The following is a 20387-nucleotide window of genomic DNA, read 5'->3' as shown; positions in this document are numbered from 1 at the left end:
CCATGTTCGCCTGGACCAAACGCGGACTGGTCTTTCGCACCGCGCAGCAAGGCGTGGGGGGATGGATGCGCCATTCGGCGCTGACGCCAACACCCATACGGCGTGGCAGTGACAGGATTCGCGTGTACGCCGGTTTTCGCGATGAGGATGGTGTCAGCCGGATCGGCTATGTCGACATCCGCGCCGATGACCCGTCGCACGTGCTGTCGGTCAGTACGCGGCCCGTGCTCGATGTCGGTCGCGGCGGCTGCTTTGACGACAACGGCATGATCCTGGGCGACATCGTCGACGGTCCCGGTGGCCTGCACATGTTTTATGTCGGCTTCCAGCAAGTGGCGCGCGCGAAATTCCTCGCCTTTACCGGACTGGCGCTGTCGACCGATGGAGGCGACTCCTTCCACCGCGTGCAGGAGACGCCCATCCTGGATCGCGCGCCAGGGCGAAGCACCATTGGCGCGGTGCACACAGCGATGTATGAAAACGGAAGCTGGCGACTCTGGTATGCCGTGGGCGACAGCTGGGAGTTCATTGGTGGCCGGCCGTATCCGCGCTACCACATTCGCACCGTGGCCACGCGCGACCTGGCTGCCGTGCCGCGCGACGACCAGGTCTGCCTTGCGCCGCGGGGCACCGAATACCGCATCGGGCGACCGCGCGTGTATCGCATCGATGGTCGCTACGTCATGTACTTTACGCGCGGCAATACGCAGGGCGACTACTTCCCGGGCATCGCTTTCAGCCCCGACGGCGAGACATGGACCCGGGACGACGGACAACTTGGACTCGCGCTCTCCCGGTCAGGCTGGGACTCGCGGGTGATCTGTTATCCGGCGTTGATCCGTCATGGCGGACGCTGGCTGATGTTCTACAACGGCAACGACATGGGTGTGGACGGTTTCGGCGTCGCCGAAGCCGCGGATCATCCGGCTTTCGAGGCCGCGCATGCTTAGTCTGCTTCCTTACGAACCGGGGCTGGAGGCCGTCTGGGACGGCGTCGTCGATGCGTCGCGCAACGGCACGCTTCAGCATCGCCGCGCCTATATGGACTACCACCGCCAACGATTCAGCGATGCCTCGCTGATCGTGATGCGCAAGGGGATGCCGGTGGCCGTCTTTCCGGCCCATCGGATCAATGGACACATTGTCAGCCACGGTGGCCTCAGCCACGCGGGACTGATTCTCTCGCACGCACTGCGGGCGGAGGGCACGCTCGAAACCTTTGACCGGATGGCCGACCACTACCGGGCCCAGGGATGTTCGCGAATCACGTACAAGCCGGTACCCCATGTCTTTCAGGCCTACCCGGCGGAAGATGATCTGTACGCCTTGCAGCGACGAGGTGCGCGACTCGCCCGTCGCGAGCTGTCCACCGTGATCGGCTTGCAGCAGGGTTACCGATGGTCCGAGGCACGCCGACACGCGATGCACCGCGCGGAACGCGAAGGCGTCACCGTAGGCGCAGGCCGGGACTGGGAGAACTTCCATACCCTGCTGACCGATGTGCTCGCGTCACACGACGCCACGCCAACCCATTCACTGGGCGAGCTGCGCCTTTTGCACGCGCGCTTTCCCGGACACATTCTGCTTCACGAAGCCCGCCGGGAAGGACGCCTGCTGGCCGGTGTAGTCACCTATGACTACGGCCGGACCGTGCACACCCAGTACATGGCCGCGTCGGAAGAAGGGCGCGCCTGCGATGCGCTGAGCCTGCTCCTGGGTAGCCTGATTCGCGATCACTACGCATCGCGAACCTGGTTCAGCTTCGGCATATCGACTGAGCAGCACGGTGACGTTCTCAACGAAGGCCTTGTCGCCCACAAGGAGTCCTTTGGTGGCCGCTCGATCGTGCACGACACCTATGAGTGGACGCTGTGATGGCCGTGCCCTTCCTGACCGTCGGCGACATCAACGCGCGCTATGGCGACGAACTCAAGGCCGCCGCATCGCGAGTGATTGACTCAGGTTGGTACGTGCTCGGCGAAGAGCTCGCCGCCTTCGAACGCGAGTTCGCCAGCTACCTGGGTGCAAGGCACGTGATCGGCGTCGGCAACGGCCTGGATGCGCTCGTGCTGATCCTGCGTGGTTATCGCGAGCTCGGTTTGCTAATGCCGGGTGATCAGGTGATCGTTCCGGCAAACACGTTTATCGCCACCTATCTGGCCATTACGGCGACCGGGTTGGTGCCGGTGCCCGTGGAACCGGACCCCACCAGTTTCAACATCGATCCTGCCCGCGTGGAGGCTGCCATCGGGCCGCGCACGCGCGTACTGCTGCCCGTGCACCTGTATGGACAGCTGGCTGATATGCCCTCGTTGGTGGATATCGCGCGAAGGCACGGTCTGCTGCTGGTGGAGGATGCGGCGCAGGCACATGGCGCGCGCCTTGGCGGGCGCATGGCGGGGACGTGGGGCGATGCGGCCGCCTACAGTTTCTTTCCGGGAAAGAACCTGGGCGCCCTGGGCGACGGAGGCGCCGTCGTCACCGCGGACCCGGAACTGGCCTCACGCGTGGCGGCCTTGCGCAACTACGGCTCGCAGGAAAAGTACCGGCATCTCTACCTGGGGATGAACTCCCGCCTGGATGAAATCCAGGCCGCCATGCTGCGCGTGAAATTGCGCCACCTCGACGCGGACGTGACCGAGCGTCGTCGCGTCGCGCGGTGCTACCGACAGTCCATCGCACATCCCGATATCGCGTTGCCGCATGTCGCCATGGAAGAAGCGCACGCCTGGCACCTGTTCGTCGTGCGCTGCGAGCGCAGGGACGCGCTGCAACACCACCTGCTTGAACGCGGCATCCATGCCCAGGTGCATTATCCGGTGCCGGCTCATCGTCAGCCGGCGTACGGCGACATGGCGTCGATCTCCCTCCCGATTGCCGAGCGCCTGCATCGCGAAGTGCTCAGCCTGCCGATGGGGCCGACCATGGATGATCGTGCGATCGAACAAGTCATCGACGCATGCCTGTCCTTCGGGGTGGCCGCATGAATGCGGTGAGGGCAGGCGCATGGTCCGCCATGGCGACGGCCGCACGGCTGCTCGCCGCCCTGGTGATCATCAAGCTGGTCGCGTGGATCGCCGGCCCCGTTGGCGTCGGCAAGCTGGGGCAGTTCATGAGCCTCATGTCGATACTCGCGGTGCTGGCCGGCGGGGGCATCAGCTCGGCGATCGTCAAGTACGTCGCCGAGTACCGGTACGATGCCCACCTGCTCGACCGCTTGCTGGCGGCCGCCCTGTGGTACGCGCTCAGCGCGTCCGTGCTGACCGGCATCGTCGCTCTGGTTGCCAGCCGTCCACTCGCCGCCTGGCTGCTTGGGGACGTCCACTTCGCCAGCCTGATTCGCATACTCGCGTTTGCCCAGATCGGCATGGCGCTGGCCAACTACATCCTTGCCGTCATCAACGGGTTCATGGATGTGCGGCGGCTCGCCTTCATCCAGGTCACCGGATCCCTGGTGGGCATGATCGTCGCCGTCTGGCTGGCGAAGTGGCTTCAGCTCTACGGCGCGCTGTTGGCGATGATCATCACGCAGCTGCTGTGGCTGGCCGTGGGTCTTCCTGCATGGCGCCGCAGTCCTTATTTCCGGCCGGGCATGTGGCGGCTTCGCTTCGATGCGGAGATGACGTGGCGACTGGCGGCTTTTTCGGTCATGACGCTCACGTCGGCCTTGATGCCTCCCCTGGTGGGTATTGCCGTCCGTGACCATCTCGCCTTGCAGTTTGGCTGGGAGCAGGTGGGCTACTGGCAGGCCGTGAGCAAGGTGTCGGACGCCTATCTGTTGTTCCTGACCACCGCGATCAACGTGTACTACCTGCCGAAGCTCGCCGCCACCGAGGCGCCCGAGGACATCGTTCGCGAACTGCGGCAGGCCTGGCGCATCGTGCTCCCGCTGGTCGTCGGGCTGGCCTTGCTCGTCTATCTGGCGCGCGATGGGATCACGCACATGCTGTTCAGTGCGGACTTCGGCTCAGCGAATGCACTCTATGGTCCGCAACTGGTGGGCGATGTCATCAAAATCGCCTCGTTCGTGCTGTCCTACCTCATGCTGGCCAAGGCGATGACGCGGCTGTTCGTGGTGTCCGAATGCGTTTTCGCGCTGACTTACGTCGCCCTCGTCTATGTACTCACGGCGCACTACGGCCTGATCGGCGCGATGTACGCCTTCGCGCTCAACTACGTCGGCTATCTGGTTTTCACCGCGGTGGTCGCCCATCGCTATCTGGGAGTGCGGGCATGATTCAGCGACGCGCCGTGCCGTACTCACCCCTCGTGTCGGTGCTCCTGCCGGCATACAACCACGAGCGATTCGTAGAGCGCTTCCTGGACAGCGTGCTGGAAGATCCTTACCCGTCGAAAGAGCTCGTCATCATCGATGACGGCTCGATGGATGGCACGCGCGAGCGCATTGCCGCGTGGATCGTCCGGCATGGCGCCGACCTGCCCGTCGAGTTCGTCTGCCGCGCCAACAAGGGGATTGCCGCCACCCTCAACGAACTTGCGGCGCGAGCGCGCGGACAGTATCTGCGCCTCGGTGCCAGTGATGATTACCTGCTGCCGGGAGGCATCGGTGCGCAGGTGGCGTACCTGCAAAGCCGACCGCGCAAGTGGGCAGTCGTTGGCGACTCCATCGTGGTCGATGCGCAGGGCAGGCAGCTTCACGACAGTGGCATGCAGGATCTCCATGGCGCGGACAAGCGCATGTACGCGTCTGACGAAGGCATACGGCGCGCTGTCATCAGTCGCTGGGCCATCGGCGGCCCCGTCGCGCTTATCCGGCGCAAAGGGCTTGAAAGCGTTGCTGGCTGGAGCGAAACCCTGCGGATCGACGACTGGGATTTCTTCCTCCGCCTGGCCGCCCACGATGCGCTGGGATTCATCGATCGCCCGGTTTGTGCCTATCGGCTTCACGGCGAGAACTTCAGCCGGACGCGCAACCGGCGTGTGCGCGTGCACAACCTGATGGAGTCCCGCGATGTCGCCTTACGCAGGGCGTGTATGTTCAGCGGTCCTTTTCTGTTGCTGATGCGTGCGCAGGCGCACGTGATCGGCGCCAAGATCCATTTCCTGGAGCATCGCTACGGCGCCGTCGCAGGCCACATGCTGGCCTATGCGATGTTCTCCGCCATGGCATGGGTTCGCATGCGATCTGCGCAACGCGCCTTGCCCCGAAGGGTGGAGCACGCCTGATGCGCTGGCTGGCCCTGCCATCGACCTACATCGTCTTGCCCATGCTGGTGGCGTGCGCGCTTACCTGGCTGACCTACGACGTGCCGCCGGACTATCTGGAAGGCCTGGTGTGGCTCGTGGTTTCGTCGCTGGCACTCGCCGCCGCCGACGGGATTCGGGGAACACGACGCATGGACTGGCCGGCCCTTCGATCGATGCATTTCGCGGGGACGCGAGAAGGTCTGGTCGCACTGGCTTTCGCCGGTGCCATCGCGGTGTTCTGCTTCATCGATCTGGTGTTCTTTCCGATCCCCCTGTTCGACGAGCCCGCCGCGTACGCCAGCATGGCAGGCGGCCGCGAACACATCCGGCATGTCTCCGACATGTGCTGGGTGCTCGTCCCCATTGCGATGCTATGCACCGACCGTCGTCCTTTGCGGTGGTCGTTGCTCGCCCTTGGATTCGCATTCCCGATCCTGGTTATTGATCGCAACCGCCTGTTCGCGGCGCTGTGCGCCCTGGGCCTGCTGATGCTGTTGCGCAGGGATCGCTCAAGGCGGCTGCCGTGGGGCAGGGGGCTGGTTTTGCTGGTTGGCGGAGCTGCAACATTCTCGGTGCTCGGTATAGTGCGCTCGGGCACGCTGGACTATGTCACCTTGCCGTTTGATGACCTCTATCGTGCCTCGCCACCGGGCATCAAATGGCTTTTGCTCTATGCCACCGCCGGTCCCTACAACTTCAGCGCGATCCTCGCCAAGGGATATACCAACGCCAGCTTTCTGGTGAATCAACTGGTGCCTCTGGCCGGTTCGGTGGCGACGGCCGGTACCGATATCCCGCTTGATGCGAAGAACATCAACGTGGGCACAGAGTACTTTCCTTTCCTGATGGCGTGGGGCGCCGGTGGCGCGCTGCTGTCGATGGGGCTTCTCTACGGCATGCTCGCCTGGAGCATGCGGCGGCTTCGTGATGGCGTGTCGCTCTTCGCGCTGCTGATTTTCCTGCGCATGGCCTATGTCTGCCTCATGGCACCGTTCGCACCCCAGGCTTTTACCTGGACGAACTTTGGTTTCATCGCGCTTTGCCTCCTGATGCAATGGCTCGCCTGGTTGCTGCCAGTGCGCTCGAACAGTCACGGCGACCGTGTCGCCACTTTCGGATGACGGGATTCCCATGCGACGCGAAGAGATCTATCTGGTCGATCTTTGGCACGTCTTTCGACGCGAATGGCTATGGATGCTGGCTGCGCTGGTTCTTGCCGGCGCGGCGGCGTGGACGTTTACGCATACGGCGAAACGGCAATGGGAAGCGTCGGCATGGATCCAGATCGGGCAGGTTGGCGTCACGCCGCAAGGGCAGGATCCCAAGATCGAGCCGCTACAACGCGTGCTTGAGCGTCTGCAGATGGCGTCGTTCCAGAACGACGTCCTCGCAAGCCTCAAGATACCTTTGAACTCACCCGAAGCGGGTCTCTATCGGAAGAGCGTGAAGCTTGAGCCGCTGCCATACGCCGGACCCATGGTGAAAGTGAACTTCCGCGCGTACTCGCCGGACGAAGCCAGGCAACTGGCCGAAGCGACGGTTGCCTGGTTGCACGCCGTCCACGCACCGCTCCAGGCCCACGCCATGACCTGGGCCCAGCAGCGCGTGCGCCAGGTGGACGACGACCTGCGTGCCGCCAGGGCCGAGCGTGCGCAGCTTGCATCGGCAGCAACTGACCGCGTCAGTGCCGGCGTGTCGACGGTCGTGCTGTCGACCAGGAACGAGGAGATCCGCGTCCTGGAGGCCCTGCGCAGCGACCTGGAAGGGAAGCTAGGCAGCGCCTATACCTTCGAGACGTCGCTGGCATGGCCCGTCTATGTGCCCGAGCACCCGGTGTTTCCCAATGTCGTGTTGAGCTGGGGCATGGCCTTGTTGCTTGGACTCGCGCTCGGCGCCTGCCTGATGTCCGCACGCGATGCGATGCGCCGTCGTCGCCTGGCGGCGCTGTCTGTCGCCATGCGTTGATTCAACCCGGCAAGGCCGGGATGGCACTCACGGAAAACGTGGGCATCGTGCCCACGATCTCCACGACCGGGTGCCAACGGCATGCGTCAGCATCACACCAATACGCAGTTCCGGGCGGAGCAGGGGCCCGGCCGGGAGGATGAATTGTGCGAGGCGCGCCTGCTGGATACGCAGCGTGCCTTTGACAGCGTTGCTGCCGACTACGATGGGCCGCGCGGCAACAATGAACTGATCCAGCGCATGCGCGCCACGATGTGGGCGACGGTGCAGCAGCGGGTGCCCACAGGTGGCGCGCTGCTGGACCTGGGATGTGGCACAGGCCTCGATGCCCTTGAGTTCGCGCGGCTCGGTTATCAGGTCCTCGCCACCGACTGGTCGCCGGCCATGGTGGGCCGTACGCAGGCGCGCGCGGCGTTCGCCGGACTGGAGTCGCGGCTGCTTGCCGAGCATGTCGGCACCCATCAGCTCGATCGCATCCAGGATGAGTTCGACGGAATTTACTCGAACTTCGGTCCACTCAACTGCGTGCCGGATCTGCGCGCCGTCTCGCGCGAATGTGCGCGACTGCTTCGCCCCGGCGGCACGCTGGTGTTCTCCGTCATCGGACGTCTGTGTCCCTGGGAGGTCGTTCATTACGTCATGCGTGGTCGCCTGCGTCGCGCCGCCATCCGCGGCCGGCGCGGCCCCACGGCGGTGGGCATGAACAAGCACACGATCTGGACGTCGTACTACACGCCACGCGAGTTCTATCGTGCATTCGCCGGTGATTTCGCGCTGGAGCGGTACCAGGCCATGAGCCTGTTCATGCCGCCGCCCTATCTGGTCGATTACTACCGTCGACATCGCCGATGGTGTAACGCGATGGGTTGGCTCGACGATCGCCTGGGTGCCTTGCCACTCCTTCGGGGCATGGGCGACCACTTCCTGATCGTCATGCGCAAGCGTGATGAGCATGGACGGTAACTCGCGCATCGTGCAGTTGCGCCATGCCGCCGTGCACGGTCGGGGCGGGAGAGTGTCCCTGCAGATCGAGGATGGTCGTCTGGGCACTCCCACGGCTTCGGCCGGCATGCGCATTGATCTGCGCGACCACCGGATTTATCCGGGATTGATCAACGCGCACGACCACCTGCACCTCAATGCCTTGCCGGCCTACCGGCCGCGGCACCCCTTCGCGAACAGCTATGAGTGGATCGAAGCCTTCCAGGTGCAGTTTCGCGATCCTGCCACGCTGAAGGCGCTGGCCCTGCCGAAGGCACTTCGATTGCGGCACGGTGCATTGAAGAACCTGCTCAGCGGGGTCACCTTTGTCGCCCACCACGATTCCTGGGAACCGATGTTCGACGCGTCGGATTTCCCCGTGTCCGTGCTGCGCGATGCGGGTTGGTGTTACGCCCCCGGATGGCCGATGTACGGACCTGCGATGCGGCAGAGTTTTCTCGAGACGCCCGCCGGGCGACCCTGGATGATCCATCTGGCGGAAGGGACCGACGAAAAGGCGCACGCCGAGTTAACGGCACTCGATGCGCAGGGTTGCCTGTCATCGCAGACCGTGATGATCCACGGCGTCGGCCTTTCGCTGCGCGACATGGATCGCATCATCGCCAGCCATGCCGCTGTCGTGTGGTGCCCCACGAGCAACCTGCGCCTGCTCGGTGCCACGCTGGAACCCACGCGACTGGCCCATGCCGGTCGACTCGCACTGGGTACGGATTCACGCTTGACCGGCGCCGATGATTTGCTCGATGAGCTGTGTCGCGCCCGCGCATACTCCGACCTGCCTGCATCACGCCTGATCGATCTCGTCACCGAACGCCCGGCGAGGATTCTGGGCAGCGAAGGGCGCGGACACCTTGCGCCGGGCGCTTGTGCCGACCTGGTTATCGTTCCTGACCGGGGCGAAGGCACGTTGGTTGGGCTGGCGCGCGCCGATATCCGCATGGTCGTGCGCGATGGGCTGCCGCAATGGGGCGACCCCATGTTTGCCGCATGGTTCGAAGCGGCTGGCGTTCCCACCACCCCCGTCTTCCTCGATGGTCAACCGAAGCTCCTGGCAACGCAGTACGCCGATCCGGTACTGCTCGCACTCGAGCCAGGGCTGACCGCCACGCTTCCGATCACCTCACGCGATGTTCGCAAGGAGGCCCGATGCTGATGTCACAACTGCCTGAACTGGAGCCACGCGACGCTTACGCACTGTGGGCGCCGCACTATCCGGCGCATGCTCATAATCCGGTGATGCTGGCCGAAGAGCGGGCGATGCTTTCGATGTTTCCCGAATCGCTTCTGGGCAAGCGCGTGCTCGATGCCGGATGCGGTAGCGGTCGATATCTGTTGCATGCGCTGCGTCGCGGTGCCACCACGCTTGCAGGCGTCGATATCTCGTCCGAGATGATCCAGAGCGCCCGCATGGAACTGGCGGCCTGGCGCCACGACGCCTGCATCGCGCTGGCCCAGGGTAGCCTGACGACCTTGCCCATGCCCGGCGAGTGGGCCGACCTGACCCTTTGTGCGCTGGCGGTTGGCCATGTGGATCGCCTCGAGGACGCCTTGTTCGCCCTGCGCGAGGTGACGCGTCCTGGCGGCACGTTGCTGTGCAGCGATGTCCACCCCATCGGCGCAGGCCTGGGCTGGCAACGCGACTTTCGCAGTGGCGGGCGCCGCTACGCGGTGAAACATGCCATTCATACCGTCGAGGCGTGGCACGACACCTGCGCCAGAGTGGGGCTGACCATCGAGACCATGGCGGAGCCGGCACTTGATCCAGCCGACGTGCCGATGGGCGCGCATTTCGATCCGCGTGCACTGTCGGTACCGGTGGTTCTCGCTTTCCGCTTGCGACGCCCGGGATAGACCATGTCCGATCGTCCTCGCACCTTGCTGATCAACCCGACGGTTACCTCACGTCACAGCGCGCGGTTTCCCCTGGCGCTACTGCACCTTGCGGCCGGACTCGATGTGAAGGGCAGCTGCAAGATCGTCGACTGCAATGTCGATCGCGATATGCCCGGCGCGGTGCGTGCCGCGTTCGATGGTGATCGATTCGACGCGGTGGGCTTGGGGGTGATGGGCGGGCCGCAGGTCGCAACCGCGATCCAGGCGTCGCGTCTGGTCCGTGAGCTTGACCCACGGGTACCCATCGTATGGGGAAGCTATTTTCCGACCCTCTACCCCGATACGGCCCTGGCGGCTCCGTACGTTGACTATGCCGTGCGTGGCCAGGGCGACGTCGCACTACCGGAGCTGGTGCAAGCGCTGCATCAAGGACGGCATGATCGCATCGCGCAGATCGAGGGGCTTTCCTGGAAATCACGCGAGGGTATCGTCCACAACCGGGCGCGAAAGATCGTTCGCAGCGACCCCACCGGACTGTTGCCCTACCACTTGCTCGGTGACCCCCGGAAATATCTCGCGCATACCTACCTTGGCCGGCGGACGGTTGCGCACCAGGCGTCGATCGGCTGTCGCTTTCGCTGCACTTTTTGCGGTGTCGCCGCGATGTTCGGTGGTGCCACTGCGTTGCCGGATGCCATGCGGCTGCGCCGGGACCTGAACTACCTGAAGTACGACCTGGGCGCCGATTCGGTCCAGTACTTCGACCACAACTTCTTCGATCGCGAGCAGGACATGGTGCCGCTGCTGGAAGTCATGGCCGAGATGGCGCTGCCCTGGTGGTGCTTTGCCCGTGCCGATGCACTGCTGAATCTCTCGGAGTCGACGTGGAAGCTGGTGCGAAAGAGCCGGCTTCGCATGGCCTACATCGGCGCCGAATCGGCGAGTCCCGCGATGCTGCGCGAGATTCGCAAAGGCACGCGGCCGGACCAGACACTGGCCGTGGCCGAGCTCTGTCGTCGCCATGGCGTGATCCCCGAAATGTCATTCATGGTGGCGCCGCCGGTGAACACGGAGGAAGAAACCGAGCACACCTTCGAGTTCGTCCGGGAACTCAAGCGCATTAATCCGCACTCGGAAGTCGTGATCTACATTTACACGCCGCTCCCGGACAGTAGTCGCAACGAGAGGGATCGTGAAAGGCATCCCTCGGCGCCTCTGCTCGATGCGGATGGCCACCCTATGGTTTTTCCCGCCACGCCGGAGGTGTGGACCGAAAAGCGTTGGGTTGACTATGCCTGCCACACCGACGCCCCGTGGCTCACGGACCGACTGCGCCGACGGATCCGCGATTTTGAAACCGTGCTGCGTTGTCGCTTTCCTACCGTGCAGGACATGCGTTCGCCGCGCTGGGTCAAACGCACGCTGAGCGCCGCCGCGACATGGCGATACCACGCGCGACGTTACGACGGCCCGTGGGAACTGAACCTGGCCAATCGGATCGTGCGCCTGCGCATGCCACAGGTTTCCGGACTTTGAAGACGGTCATGCACGTGGTCCAGATCAATTTCGAGGAAGCGCCTGCGGATATGCCGCCGGGCGTGTTGTTCGACCGGTGGCATTCGGTGGCCGATATTCCGGAGACGGCGGCCAGCGTCGGCGTCCGCATGTCGGTGGTGCAGCACGCGCGCTACACGGGAAGCTTGCGTCGCAATGGCGTGGACTACCACTTCCTTGATGTCGGCGAGGTGCCACACCCAGGCAGCCGGGGGCAGCGCTCCGTGCGTCGCGTCCAGGAGCTGCGGCCCGACGTAGTGCATGTCCACGGCCTCCGGTTCGCTGCGGAGGCATACGCGCTCCAGCAAGGCCTTCCCGGCGTGCCAATCCTGATCCAGGATCACGCGGACCGCCCGCCGCGCTGGTGGCGGCGTGCCCGATGGAAACACTGGTATTCGGTGATTTCCGGCGTGGCCTTCACCACCCGGGCGCTGGCCCAGCCGTATCTTGATGCCGGCATGTTTGGTCCGCGCATGCAGCTTTTCGACATCCCCGAGTCGACCTGCCACTTTCGCGTCGGGTCGCAGCTCAGGGCTCGGGCGCGAACTGGCCTGCACGGGTCGCCGTGCGTGCTGTGGGTGGGGCGGTTGAGTTCCGGCAAGGATCCGCTAACGGTACTCGATGGTATCTCGCGTGCGATGTCGGTCTTGCCCGGGCTCGAGATGTGGTGCCTCTACGGTGACGCCACCTTGCTGGAGCAGGTGCGCAAACGGATCGACAGCGATTCGAGGCTGGCCGGGCGCGTCCATCTTCGCGGCAAGGTGCCCCATGCCGACGTCGAAGCCTATCTTCGCAGCGCGGATATATTCGTTTCCGGCAGTCATGCCGAAGGCTCCGGCTACGCGCTGCTGGAGGCCATGGCTTGTGGCGCCATGCCTGTCGTTACCGATATTCCGGCCCATCGCGCCCTGGCAGCACCGGTGGCCAGGCTGTGGCCGCGGGGAGACGCCGTTGCCATGGGCGATGCCCTTATCGAAGCGGCGCGGGGACGCTTCGATCGCGCCTCGGTTCGTGCCCATTTCGATCGCTTTCTTTCACGCCAGGCCGTGGGCAAGTTGTGGGCTGATGCCTACGAGCAACTGCTGGCCACGCACTGGCGGAGGACGGGATGAAGCTTGCGCTGGTGGTGCCGGGCGGTGTCGATCGGTCGGGCGAACGCAGGGTCATTCCCGCGCTGCTCGCCCTGATCGAGCGCCTGGCCCGGCTGCACGAAGTGCATGTGTACGCCTTGCACCAGGAGCCGCTGCCCGACACGTGGATGCTGGCCGGCGCGTTCATACACAACGTCGGCGAACGCGCGCCTCGGTGGCATGCGCTTCGTGCTATCCGGCACGAGCATCGTCGCGCCCCCTTCGATGTGATCCAGGCGATCTTCTCAGGCTATTGCGGACTCGTCGCCGTGCTGGCCTCGCGTTGGCTGAAATGCGCCGGGCTGGTGCATATCGCCGGTGGCGAGCTGGTCGATCTTCGCGCGATCGGTTATGGCGGGCGAAGGCGCCTGCGCGACCGATGGCGTGAGGCGGTTATTCTTCGCGGCGCCGACGCCATCACGGCGGCCAGTCATCCGGCGATCGACGTACTGCGTTCCCTCGGACTGCGTGCGCGACGGCTGCCATTGGGCGTGGACCTTCGACGTTGGCCGCCGATGGTGCCGAGGCAACGCGGCGCAGGCCCCGCGCGATTGATTCACGTCGCCAATCTCAATCGTGTCAAAGACCAGGGCACCTTGCTCCAGGCCATGGCCATCCTCGACCGGTCGGGTGTCGATTTCCAGCTGGACGTGGTTGGCGTCGACACGCTCGACGGCGAGACCCGCCGGCTCGCCGGACAGCTGGGTCTGGACCGTCGCCTGCAGTTCCACGGCTTTCGCACGCAGCGGGAACTGCGCTGCCTGATGGAGCGTGCCCATCTGCTGGTGATGTCTTCCCGTCACGAGACGGGTCCCGTCGCCTTGCTGGAGGCGGCGGTCATGGGTGTGCCCGCCGTGGGCACATGCGTAGGTCACTTCGCCGAATGGGCGCCGACAGCGGCCCTGGCCGTGCCCGTGGGCGACGCTGACGCCATCGCATCCGCGATCGGTCAAGTGTTGGGTGACGAGGATCTACGCCTGCGTCTGGCGATTGCCGCGCAGCGCCGCGCGATCGTCGAAGACGCCGACTTTACCGCGCGAGCTTTCGAGTCCCTGTACCTCAAGCTGCTCACCGGAGGCCTGCGGTGACGCCGCGCCGAAAGCGAGCCTGACGAGGTGACGCGTATCCGCGCGGGGCGTCGTGTGCGCGAGCAACGACCACGCGCGCGACACCATGCTTGCGTGCGCAGAATGATCCTGGAGCCATGCCTGCGTGCGTAGCATGGCCTTGCGTTCGCGCCGGGCTTCCGCATCCGGATGCAGTCGCGACGAGACGTATGCCATGGCTTCGCCGGTGCTGCGGGTCCAGCGCCATCCCGGAAACGCCGCGGGCCACACCGCCGAACACGATAGCCGCGTCAAGGCCGCTCCGGTTGTCAGCGGGCGTAAACGCCGTGGACAGCGTGGCTCAAGCGCGTCAAGCACGCGGCGTGGCACGGCACCGGCGAAATAACGTTCGACCAGTCGCAAGGGAGGGACGGCCCACCAGTCAGCCAATGTGCGGTGCGCCTCCAGCAGGACATCCCAGTCATGTGGTTGCAACAGCGCCGCCAGGCGGCTGATGTCATGCACGTGGATCAGGCGCACGGTGCGCGTACACATGTTGCCCGCCAGATGAAGCAGCAAGTGGCAGAGCAGGGCGCCCACGGACGCATACGCGTTGATGCCGGGTACCTGCGCGGCACCTCGAACGCGTGAGCTCAGATCAACCACGTGCATCGGCAGGCGTTCCTGGATCGATGTATGGACTTCAATCGTGATCGCCGCGTCGCGATGTTCGCCCAGCGTTGACGGTTCGAACGCTTGAGGGATGCGGTACACGCGGTGTTTCCACACGACCATCGAAAGCTCGTAGCCAAGCCGTTGCAGCAAGTCGCCGACGCGGGATTCGTCGGCCGGATCGATCAGCAGATCCAGGTCAGCCATCGGGCGTTCGCCGGGCGCGTAGACATCCAGTGCATGCAATGCCGCTCCCTTGAGCGGGACTAGCGGAATGCCGCGCTCACGCGCCAGTGAATCGATAGCCTCCAGTTGTGCCAGCAAGCGTTGGTGTCGCGCCTCGACATGCATGCGTTGACCGGCGAGGTACGTTTGCCAGCACCCATGCGGCCAGCCGGGATAGGCACTCAGCAGTGGCGCGACGCCATGGGCAGTTGCCATCGCCATGGCCAGTCGCCACTCAAGCGCGCCCCAGGGCGGTGGCTGGGCGACAGGCTGGGCGAGCTCGTGGGCAATCGCCTCCGTTACGCGCTCCATGCCGGCGCGTACCTCATGCCAGCCTGGCATGGCGGGCGTGTCAGCGCTGTTGGCGGGCATGGTGTGGCATCGCGATGATTCGCGCCTCCGCCCGGTGGGTGCGGTGGGACTGTTCGGTGGCCAGCAACGCATCCCATCGGCTATCCAGTGCGGTGACGGCCTCCTGATGTTGCGCTCCGTCGTCGACGACGTGCCATTGCTGCAAGGTGACTTGTTCATGCAGCAGGTCGCGGACGCGTCGATAGAAGTCCGTGTCGTACGCACCTTGAAACATCATGGCCAGGTCGTTGCTCTCGTGCCAATGCGTTTGCTCGCCCATTTGCGCCTTGACCTGTTCATAGAATCGAGTGCCGGGAAGCGGGTAGGACACACTGACGCCGATGTCGTCGGGACGGGCACGCGCAATGAGGTCGCGCGTGGCAAGCAGGTCGTCCAGGTCTTCGCCCAGGTAACCGAGCTGGATAAAAAATCCGACTTTGATGCCGTGCTCGCCCAGGCGCATACGCGCCGTGATCAGGTCCTCCACCTGGGTGCCCTTGGCCATGTGGTCGAGCACGCGCTGGCTGCCGCTTTCCGCGCCAATCCATGCTTCGACGCATCCGGCCCGGTGCAGTGCGGCCGCCATGCCCTCGCTGGCAAGATCGGCGCGCGTCTGGATGGTAAAAGGCACCGTGCCTCCGCCCGCGTGCATGTGTTCGGCCAGTTCATCGACCCAGCGCGTATGGAAGCCGAAGATGTCGTCGGCCATCCAGATGTGGTCGGGATGGAACTCGAGCCGGAGCCGACTCATTTCGTTGGCGACGCTCTGTGCCGTTCGCCGGCTGTAGTGATTGCCCCAGATGGGTTTGGCGCACCAGTTGCAGCGGAAGGGGCAGCCGCGCGATGCGGCCATGTTGAGGCTGAAATAGCCGTGGCGTGCCATCCAGAGCGCGCGATATGGCTCGATATCGACAAGATCCCATGCCGGGTGGACGGCGAGGCGCGGGTCAGGCGGCTGGGCGCCCGGGCGACTGACGTGAATAGCCCCTCCGGCCATCGTGGCTACGCCATGCAGTCCGTCTGACCACGACTCCTCGGACACGAAGCCACGATCCAGGCGATGCACGAGATCGAGCAACGGTCCGACGCCTTCGCCCATCAGCACCGCGTGCGCGCCGGCGGCAAGGAACGGCTCTGGTTGGTCGGACGCGTCGGAGCCGGCCACGATAACGCGCGCGCCGCGGGAGCGTGCTTCGCCGATCATCAGGAGCGCAGCTTCGCGCATCCTGCCCAGGCACATCTTGGTCAGGAAATTGAAGTTGTCTTCGTAGATGACGACAAGCTCGGGACGAGCATCATCGACGGCGGGTCCGAAGTCCTCGACGCCCTGCGCCAGCATCGCATCGAACAGCGATACGTGGTGGCCGAGGTCGCGCAGCATCGCGGCGACGTGGATCGTCGCCAGCGGCGGATACGGCTTGCCGCGTTCCCATTGCTTGCGGTCGTAACGCAGGAAGTACGAGTGTGCTACCTGGATCCTCAACATGCGCTTCCGCCTCCATCCCCGCCGACACACGGCGAACCAGGGTCGCCCACGCTTCCACGCTGGTTGGAGGTGAGTGCGGCTGCCGCGCACAAGGGTTGCGAGGCGGCAGGGCAACCTCTGCGCGCCGGCACGGCACTTACAAGCCGACCCACGACACCCGCCGCAGGACGCCGTGCTGCTGACCGAGACTCCACGTCCTGATTTGCCCGTCGCGACCAGCGTTCGCCATGTCGTGCTCGGCGTGCCGTTCCGCTTTGAATCCCGATATCCGCGCCTGCTTGACCTGGTCGACAAGGCTTACGCCGGGTTGCCAGAACATCGTTGGGTTCGCGAGGTGCCCGAATGCCTCGTCGAACTGAAGCTGTTGCCGCCGCGCCGCGGGGAATCGCCGTTGGCCCTGACGCCGCCGGAAGATCACGGCGATGTGGTGACGCATGCCCTCGATGCCGTCAACGCGGCCTGGATCGTTCCGGACGGGAGACGTGCCGTTATCGCCGTGACACCCGACATGCTCGAACGACCCTATCTTGTTCGGCACGAACTGATCGAATTCTCGGTGTACACGCTGGCGACGCGCGTCATGGGCCTTGTCCCCCTGCATGGCGCTTGCGTTGCGCGCGGGGATCGCGCCGTGCTGCTGCTGGGTGATAGCGGCGCGGGAAAGACGACGCTGGCCATGCACGCTTTGCTCGCAGGCTGGGACTTTGTCGCCGAAGACGCTGTCTTCGTTGAGCCGCATACGTGCCAGGTGACGGGCGTCGGCAACTTCCTGCACGTCCGTCCGGAGGCGGTGGGCCGGATCGAGGATGACCATGCCTGGCAATGGATTGTCGAGTCATCCCTGATCCAGCGCAGCAGCGGAGTGCAAAAGCACGAAGCCGATGTGCGGAAGGGCATCGGGCGACTTGCCTCGCGACCTCCCAGGGTCGCGGCGATTGTTTTTTTGATGCCCGAACCGGCCGCGCGCGGGAGCGATCTGCTCCGGGCCATCGACAACCCGCGTGCCATGGCTCGCATCGCCGCCGAACAACCCTATACGGCGCGCCAGGCGGGCTGGCAGGCGTTCCTGGATACCGGGTCAGGCATTCCGGCGTTTGAGCTGCATCGCGGTGCGCATGCCGCCGATGCCCTTGCATGCGTCGATGCGATGCTGGATCGCACGCCGGCGCCGCGCCATGGATGAACGCTTTCAACCGGGCCAGTCACCCGATGCCATGTTGCACGAAGACTGGCGCGGCCTTCCTGGCGCGCTGTTGCGCGGTCGCATCCGGCGTGTCGTCGCCTATGTCCTCCTGTCGCTGGCCACCGCAAGTACCGGCACCCTGGCCGCCTTGTGTGTCGTGCCACTGATCCAGTCTGGCCCGCTGACGTTGCCGTTTGTGGGCCACGGCTGGGCATTCGGGACCCTGGCCGGGCGCATCGCGGTCTTCGTCGCTGCATCGTCATGCTTTGGCGTGCTGCGATGGTGGACGACCTGCCTTGGCGCGGATCTCGTGACGCGCTGCGGCCTGCGCTTGCGCAGCGAAGTCCATGCGAGCCTGCAGTCAGCGCCGTTGCGGGAGCTTCAGCGCATGACCTCCGCCGAAGTCGCGCATGCACTGACGCACAACATCGAGACCCTAACGCAGGGATTCAGTGCTTTGCTGCAATTGTTCATCGCCGGCATCACCGCTGTGCTCAGCCTGGCTGTCGCGCTGTGGCTGTCACCCGGGCCATCGCTGATTGCCATCGTCGTGCTGGCCGCCGCCATGCTGGTGTCACGCATGAGCTCGCGCGAGCAGGCGCAGGTCAACCACCGCTACGTTGGCGACATGACGAGCTTGTTCTGGCGGAGCGAGGATTTCCCCAGGCGCTGGCGGCACGTGCATTCCTTTGGCCGTCGTGGTGACGAACAGGCGGCCTTCGAAGCGAATGCCGCGCGTCTTGGCGACGGGTACAAGGCGCAACTGCTCCTGATCGGGCGAGGCCGGCTCTATCTTGAGATGCTTGCCGTGTGCGGCATGGCGGCCATTTTCTGGCTCGCGCTGGGTACAGGGAACACGGATCGTGCCTCCCTGATAGCCGTCTGCCTGCTGCTCGGTCGATTGCTGCCTTACCTGACCACCACGCGGCAGAGTCTCCAGCAACTTCGCTCCGCGATACCGGCATGGCTGCTGTGGCGCCGGTTCAGCCAATGGCCGATAGATGAAAGCGATGTCCTGCCCGGGCGACCGGCGTTGATCGATATCGAGCAGGTGGCGTTGGCCAGGCCGGTGCCTGTCGATCTCAGGCATTTGAACCTGCGGCCTGGCGAAATGACGCTGGTGTCCGGCGATTCCGGCATCGGCAAGAGCAGCTTGATGGACGTGCTGGCGGGCTTGATGGAGCCGGTCACCTTTAGGGCGACCATGGATGGCCGCACGGCGGGATTCACTGTCTATCGCCAACATGTCAGACACGGCGCCTACGTCGGGCAGGGCGTGCGTTTGTGGCATCGCACCGTGCGCGATGCACTGGCCTGGGTCACTGGTGCGCCAACCGATGCGCGGTTCCTGTCCGTTCTTGACGACGTGGGCCTGACGCGTCCCGGCATCCTCGAGACGCTGGTGAACAGCCTGTCTGGGGGCGAGACGCAACGCGTGGCCCTGGCCCAGGTGCTATTGCGGGAGCCACGGCTGGCTATCCTCGACGAAGCAACCGGCGCGCTCGATGCCGCGTCCGAGCTGACGGTCCTGCGCCGCATGAAGGAACGTCTGACGCAAACGATCATCGTCGTCGTTTCCCATCGCCCGGGCGTCAGGGTACTCGCCGAGCAGGTCGTGTACCTGGGCGCATCCTCCACGGTCGAGGACGCGAACGGGGCTAGTGCTCGGGAAACAGAAGCGTCAGGCTGAAACGCAAACCCCAGTCCGGCCCGTGATTGGGCGCTTCTGCGTAGTAACGCACGCCACCCTGGTAACTGATCATCTGGCCGCCGATCTTCGTGACTTTCGAGTACATGAGGTTGATCGGAACGGTCCAGTCCTTACCCTTCCAGTCATACGTCGATTCGATGTTCACGGTGAGCGTGCGGCCGCCCTTGAACTGCTTGGCGAGGAACGGCTGGAGAAACGTGTTGCTGATGTCATTGCGCTTGCTGTTTCCGGCAAACGACCAGATGTGGTTAACCAGCATGCCGTAGGTCCATCCCGTATCCGTCTGGCGCAATGCCAGACCCGTGGGGCCTGCGCCCCATTTCTCCGTGCCAAGCGCCTTGTCGGTCGCGGTAGGCAGAAGGAAGGTCGGCCCAATGCCAAAGATCCAGCCACCCGCGGAAGGTTGCTTGGGCGAGAAGAAGAACTCGGGATTCATGTCGCCCAGTCCAAACTCACTGCTCGATCGTCCCGTCACATCGTTCTGGTACACGACGGGCGTGATGATGCGGCTGATCAGATTCCAGTCGCTGGAAATCGACGTGGGAATCACCGGCTGGATGTTGAGCTTCTGCTGCGTGCCGTCGTAGGGCCCTACGTTGAAATCGACGTTGTACTGGAAGGGGACGCTGATCAGCGAAGCGACCGGGTTGGCGAGCTTCTTGGCGAGGGCGTCCGCGTCCTGGGCGTGGCTGACGCTGGGGAGGGCTCCAACAAGCAACAACGGCAACGCCGCGCATGCATAGAAGCGATTCGTCATGTCCGGACATCCTATGGGCGGTGCGACGAACCAAGGGGAGCTCGCCGTTGCGATCAAGTATCCGAATCGCTTATCGAGCGACGCTACCGAAGCTCTACGGGAGCAGTGCAGGTAAAACTACTCGATGGTGAAGCGTGCAGATGCGTGCCGCGTGGGGCGAAATGACCTCATGATAGTGATGTAAGGCATTGATAGTACGTCATATGATTTTTGTATCCTGCGAACGAACTTCCGTGATGCACGCGAGTTGCCAGGCTCAAGCGC

The 20387-nt window shown here is 64.5% G+C and carries 18 protein-coding genes; 15 read left to right on the top strand and 3 right to left on the bottom strand.

The genetic code is table 11. The features are described from left to right. Positions 1-2 precede the first annotated feature (2 nt). The 13 genes from EYV96_RS04470 to EYV96_RS04410 all read left to right on the top strand — a co-directional run bounded on the left by EYV96_RS04470 (position 3) and on the right by EYV96_RS04410 (position 13780). The gene (locus EYV96_RS04470; protein ID WP_131150277.1) at positions 3-950 is read left to right on the top strand and encodes a glycoside hydrolase family protein; all 948 of its coding nucleotides are present in this window, start codon (positions 3-5) and stop codon (positions 948-950) included. Next, positions 943-1875 (top strand): GNAT family N-acetyltransferase, encoded by a 933-nt coding sequence (locus EYV96_RS04465; RefSeq protein WP_131150276.1) that lies wholly within the window; start codon positions 943-945, stop codon positions 1873-1875. The genes EYV96_RS04470 and EYV96_RS04465 overlap by 8 nt, the downstream gene beginning before the upstream one ends. Next, a complete protein-coding gene (locus EYV96_RS04460; RefSeq protein WP_131150275.1) occupies positions 1875-2987 on the top strand; it encodes a DegT/DnrJ/EryC1/StrS family aminotransferase in 1113 nt (370 codons plus the stop codon). Before EYV96_RS04465 ends, EYV96_RS04460 begins: the two co-directional genes overlap by 1 nt. Continuing rightward, positions 2984-4237 (top strand): O-antigen translocase, encoded by a 1254-nt coding sequence (locus EYV96_RS04455; RefSeq protein ID WP_131150274.1) that lies wholly within the window; start codon positions 2984-2986, stop codon positions 4235-4237. The genes EYV96_RS04460 and EYV96_RS04455 overlap by 4 nt, the downstream gene beginning before the upstream one ends. After that, positions 4234-5187 (top strand): glycosyltransferase, encoded by a 954-nt coding sequence (locus EYV96_RS04450; protein WP_131150273.1) that lies wholly within the window; start codon positions 4234-4236, stop codon positions 5185-5187. The genes EYV96_RS04455 and EYV96_RS04450 overlap by 4 nt, the downstream gene beginning before the upstream one ends. Continuing rightward, on the top strand, positions 5187-6329 hold the full coding sequence (locus tag EYV96_RS04445; protein WP_205746087.1) for a hypothetical protein: 1143 nt from the start codon (positions 5187-5189) through the stop codon (positions 6327-6329). The genes EYV96_RS04450 and EYV96_RS04445 overlap by 1 nt, the downstream gene beginning before the upstream one ends. Before the next feature lie 10 nt (positions 6330-6339). After that, the gene (locus tag EYV96_RS04440; RefSeq protein ID WP_131150272.1) at positions 6340-7173 is read left to right on the top strand and encodes a Wzz/FepE/Etk N-terminal domain-containing protein; all 834 of its coding nucleotides are present in this window, start codon (positions 6340-6342) and stop codon (positions 7171-7173) included. 81 nt (positions 7174-7254) lie between these two features. Then, positions 7255-8136 (top strand): class I SAM-dependent methyltransferase, encoded by an 882-nt coding sequence (locus EYV96_RS04435; protein WP_131150271.1) that lies wholly within the window; start codon positions 7255-7257, stop codon positions 8134-8136. Beyond that, the gene (locus EYV96_RS04430; RefSeq protein WP_240732339.1) at positions 8126-9328 is read left to right on the top strand and encodes an amidohydrolase family protein; all 1203 of its coding nucleotides are present in this window, start codon (positions 8126-8128) and stop codon (positions 9326-9328) included. The genes EYV96_RS04435 and EYV96_RS04430 overlap by 11 nt, the downstream gene beginning before the upstream one ends. Beyond that, positions 9328-10026, top strand: a complete 699-nt coding sequence (locus EYV96_RS04425) for a class I SAM-dependent methyltransferase (protein WP_131150269.1) — start codon at positions 9328-9330, stop codon at positions 10024-10026. Before EYV96_RS04430 ends, EYV96_RS04425 begins: the two co-directional genes overlap by 1 nt. A gap of 3 nt (positions 10027-10029) precedes the next feature. Then, on the top strand, positions 10030-11544 hold the full coding sequence (locus EYV96_RS04420; RefSeq protein ID WP_131150268.1) for a B12-binding domain-containing radical SAM protein: 1515 nt from the start codon (positions 10030-10032) through the stop codon (positions 11542-11544). 8 nt (positions 11545-11552) lie between these two features. Beyond that, positions 11553-12674, top strand: coding sequence for a glycosyltransferase family 4 protein (locus EYV96_RS04415; protein ID WP_131150267.1), 1122 nt, complete (start codon positions 11553-11555; stop codon positions 12672-12674). Next, complete coding sequence (locus EYV96_RS04410) at positions 12671-13780, top strand: glycosyltransferase family 4 protein (RefSeq protein ID WP_131150266.1); 1110 nt, start codon at positions 12671-12673, stop codon at positions 13778-13780. The genes EYV96_RS04415 and EYV96_RS04410 overlap by 4 nt, the downstream gene beginning before the upstream one ends. Here EYV96_RS04410 and EYV96_RS04405 read toward each other — a convergent pair. Further along, positions 13664-15007: a nucleotidyltransferase family protein gene (locus tag EYV96_RS04405; RefSeq protein ID WP_165488589.1), complete on the bottom strand. Its 1344-nt coding sequence runs from the start codon at positions 15005-15007 to the stop codon at positions 13664-13666. The genes EYV96_RS04410 and EYV96_RS04405 overlap by 117 nt on opposite strands. Further along, on the bottom strand, positions 14988-16472 hold the full coding sequence (locus EYV96_RS04400) for a B12-binding domain-containing radical SAM protein (protein WP_131150264.1): 1485 nt from the start codon (positions 16470-16472) through the stop codon (positions 14988-14990). Before EYV96_RS04400 ends, EYV96_RS04405 begins: the two co-directional genes overlap by 20 nt. 172 nt (positions 16473-16644) lie before the next feature. Between EYV96_RS04400 and EYV96_RS04395 the strand changes: the two genes are divergently transcribed. Both EYV96_RS04395 and EYV96_RS04390 read left to right on the top strand, forming a co-directional pair. After that, complete coding sequence (locus EYV96_RS04395; RefSeq protein WP_131150263.1) at positions 16645-17655, top strand: phosphoenolpyruvate carboxykinase (ATP); 1011 nt, start codon at positions 16645-16647, stop codon at positions 17653-17655. Further along, positions 17648-19345 carry an ATP-binding cassette domain-containing protein gene (locus EYV96_RS04390; protein ID WP_165488588.1) on the top strand — a complete coding sequence of 566 codons (1698 nt, stop codon included), beginning with the start codon at positions 17648-17650 and terminating at the stop codon, positions 19343-19345. Before EYV96_RS04395 ends, EYV96_RS04390 begins: the two co-directional genes overlap by 8 nt. Here the strand turns inward: EYV96_RS04390 and EYV96_RS04385 are convergent. Further along, entirely contained in the window at positions 19314-20123 is an 810-nt protein-coding gene (locus EYV96_RS04385) for a transporter (protein WP_240732338.1), read from the bottom strand. The two genes, EYV96_RS04390 and EYV96_RS04385, sit on opposite strands and share 32 nt — an antisense overlap. Positions 20124-20387: the final 264 nt, after the last annotated feature.

The organism is Dyella terrae, assembly GCF_004322705.1.
In the GTDB taxonomy this organism is placed as follows: Bacteria; Pseudomonadota; Gammaproteobacteria; order Xanthomonadales; family Rhodanobacteraceae; genus Dyella_D; species Dyella_D terrae.
This window is presented reverse-complemented; position numbering and strand designations above follow the sequence as displayed.

Bases quoted from the DNA above. Each gene is read 5' to 3' on its own strand.
- EYV96_RS04470 (WP_131150277.1), top strand. From the start codon at position 3: ATGTTCGCCTGGACCAAACGCGGACTGGTCTTTCGCACCGCGCAGCAA.
- EYV96_RS04425 (WP_131150269.1), top strand. From the start codon at position 9,328: ATGTCACAACTGCCTGAACTGGAGCCACGCGACGCTTACGCACTGTGG.
- EYV96_RS04440 (WP_131150272.1), top strand. From the start codon at position 6,340: ATGCGACGCGAAGAGATCTATCTGGTCGATCTTTGGCACGTCTTTCGA.
- EYV96_RS04460 (WP_131150275.1), top strand. From the start codon at position 1,875: ATGGCCGTGCCCTTCCTGACCGTCGGCGACATCAACGCGCGCTATGGC.
- EYV96_RS04450 (WP_131150273.1), top strand. From the start codon at position 4,234: ATGATTCAGCGACGCGCCGTGCCGTACTCACCCCTCGTGTCGGTGCTC.
- EYV96_RS04465 (WP_131150276.1), top strand. From the start codon at position 943: ATGCTTAGTCTGCTTCCTTACGAACCGGGGCTGGAGGCCGTCTGGGAC.
- EYV96_RS04420 (WP_131150268.1), top strand. From the start codon at position 10,030: ATGTCCGATCGTCCTCGCACCTTGCTGATCAACCCGACGGTTACCTCA.
- EYV96_RS04385 (WP_240732338.1), bottom strand. From the start codon at position 20,123: ATGACGAATCGCTTCTATGCATGCGCGGCGTTGCCGTTGTTGCTTGTT.
- EYV96_RS04400 (WP_131150264.1), bottom strand. From the start codon at position 16,472: ATGTTGAGGATCCAGGTAGCACACTCGTACTTCCTGCGTTACGACCGC.
- EYV96_RS04430 (WP_240732339.1), top strand. From the start codon at position 8,126: ATGGACGGTAACTCGCGCATCGTGCAGTTGCGCCATGCCGCCGTGCAC.
- EYV96_RS04390 (WP_165488588.1), top strand. From the start codon at position 17,648: ATGGATGAACGCTTTCAACCGGGCCAGTCACCCGATGCCATGTTGCAC.
- EYV96_RS04405 (WP_165488589.1), bottom strand. From the start codon at position 15,007: ATGCCCGCCAACAGCGCTGACACGCCCGCCATGCCAGGCTGGCATGAG.
- EYV96_RS04415 (WP_131150267.1), top strand. From the start codon at position 11,553: ATGCACGTGGTCCAGATCAATTTCGAGGAAGCGCCTGCGGATATGCCG.
- EYV96_RS04455 (WP_131150274.1), top strand. From the start codon at position 2,984: ATGAATGCGGTGAGGGCAGGCGCATGGTCCGCCATGGCGACGGCCGCA.
- EYV96_RS04435 (WP_131150271.1), top strand. From the start codon at position 7,255: ATGCGTCAGCATCACACCAATACGCAGTTCCGGGCGGAGCAGGGGCCC.
- EYV96_RS04445 (WP_205746087.1), top strand. From the start codon at position 5,187: ATGCGCTGGCTGGCCCTGCCATCGACCTACATCGTCTTGCCCATGCTG.
- EYV96_RS04410 (WP_131150266.1), top strand. From the start codon at position 12,671: ATGAAGCTTGCGCTGGTGGTGCCGGGCGGTGTCGATCGGTCGGGCGAA.